General features: G+C 71.8%; 1 protein-coding gene and 2 pseudogenes. 1 reads left to right on the top strand and 2 read right to left on the bottom strand.

The features are described from left to right. Window positions 1-52: 52 nt before the first annotated feature. A pseudogene (locus XM50_RS20625) lies at window positions 53-277 on the top strand (gamma-glutamyltransferase); the annotation flags it as partial. A 60-nt stretch (window positions 278-337) separates the two neighbouring features. On the opposite strand, the pseudogene XM50_RS20620 reads toward XM50_RS20625, so the two are convergent. Then, window positions 338-871: pseudogene (locus XM50_RS20620) on the bottom strand (non-contractile tail sheath protein); the annotation flags it as partial. Window position 872: 1 nt separating this feature from the next. Next, window positions 873-1,463 carry a hypothetical protein gene (locus XM50_RS00150; RefSeq protein WP_046406316.1) on the bottom strand — a complete coding sequence of 197 codons (591 nt, stop codon included), beginning with the start codon at window positions 1,461-1,463 and terminating at the stop codon, window positions 873-875. Between the last annotated feature and the right edge of the window lie 134 nt (window positions 1,464-1,597).

The raw sequence follows: 1,597 nt of genomic DNA, 5'->3' as shown, positions 1-1,597 counted from the left end.
CGTCATCCTGTCCGACGACGAGGCGAAGGCCAACGCCGATCAGAAGGACGCGATGGCCGATGATCCCGCCGCGCTGGCGATGTTCTTCAAGCCCGACGGCAGCGCCTATGCGCCCGGCGAGCTGTGGAAGCAGCCCGATCTTGCCGCCACGCTGAAGGTGATCGCCGCCAAGGGCCGCGACGGTTTCTACACCGGCCCGCTCGCCCAGCGGCTCGCCGCCGGGATCACGGCCGGCGGCGGCGTGATCGATGCCAGGGATCTGGCCAGCTACAAGGCGATCGTCTCGGCGCCGATCTGGTCCAGCTATCGCGGGCAGAAGATCGCGTACATGCCGCCGACCGCCGTCATAGCCCGGCGCGACGAGCGAGATGAACAGCCGGTCGACGTCGCCCGCCCATACCGGATCGGCATCGGTTGGCAGGTCGAACCCGCCGATCAGGTCGGCGAAATCGATCGCGACGACCGCATCCTCCGGCGTCCCGACAGCATAATTCCACAGCCGCACATACCAGGCGCGCGCCACGCCCGCCGCATCGCGCCCCTCGATCGTCAGCACCGGGCCGTGGGTCGCGTCGAGCGGCCGTACCCCGCCCGATCGCCAACGGAACGACAATCGGCACGCGCGAAAATCGCGTTCGGTGTCATAGGCCAGCAAAGGGTGATCGTGGCGATCCTCCGCCTCCCAGATCAGCCCCGCCAGATCGTCGCGCCGGTAAAAGGCGCAATCCACCCGCAGCGCATCGGGCGCGGTCGCCGTCACCGCCGCCATCATCGGCCGGGGGAAGTTGATCGTCCAGAATGTCGGATCGAACCGCGTGATCACGTCCGCGGCATGATGCGGCCGCCGCTCGGCCACCAGGCAATGCGCCATATCAGTCCTCCAGATCCGTCAGCGCGGCCTTCACCGCACGCGCCACCTGCCGGCTCGATCGTGCCAGCGCCGCCGGCGCCGCCTCAGGCGCGGCGTTGATCGCGATGCTCACCCGCACGTCGCGCCCACCCCCGCCTGCCCGCCCCGGCGTCGGCAGCACCGATCCCGCCGCGGTCGGCACGAACAGCTCCGGCCCCCGCTCGCCGACCCAGAAGGGCCGCCCGGGCGACACCGGCCCGCCCGTCGCCCGCCCCGGCGCGCCCAGCGCGGCAAGCAGCACGCTAGCCAGCGCCCCGCCCGGCGCACTCCCGCTCCCGCCCGTCACGCTGCCGAACACGCTGCCGATCCCAGCGCGCAGCGCATTGGCCGCAATCTCGCCCATCGCCGACAAGGCGACGGTTTTCAGGTCCTCGAACCCCAGCTTGCCCGTCCGCACCGCGCGCGCCAGCGTCATCTCGATCGCCCGCCCGGCGCGGTCCGCACCTGCGGCCAGCGGCCCTTCCAGCGGGGCGCGCATCTCCGCCACGTCGCGTGCAAAGCCACTGGCGTCGGCGCGCACGCCGACGACCATCCGATCCCAATCCTCATCCATCCGGAAATGCCCTTTTCAGCGCGGCGATCATCGCCGCATCGGGGGGCCCCGCCCCGTCAGCCCGGCCCGACCCGTCAGCCTCGCCCAGCACCCGCACCAGCGCGGCGAGCTCGGCTGGCGTCGCGCCCCAGAAC

This window comes from Sphingomonas sp. Ag1 (genome assembly GCF_000980895.1).
GTDB lineage: Bacteria > Pseudomonadota > Alphaproteobacteria > Sphingomonadales > Sphingomonadaceae > Sphingomonas > Sphingomonas panaciterrae.
Note: the sequence above shows the minus strand (reverse complement) of the source record. Positions and strands in the feature narration are given on the sequence as shown.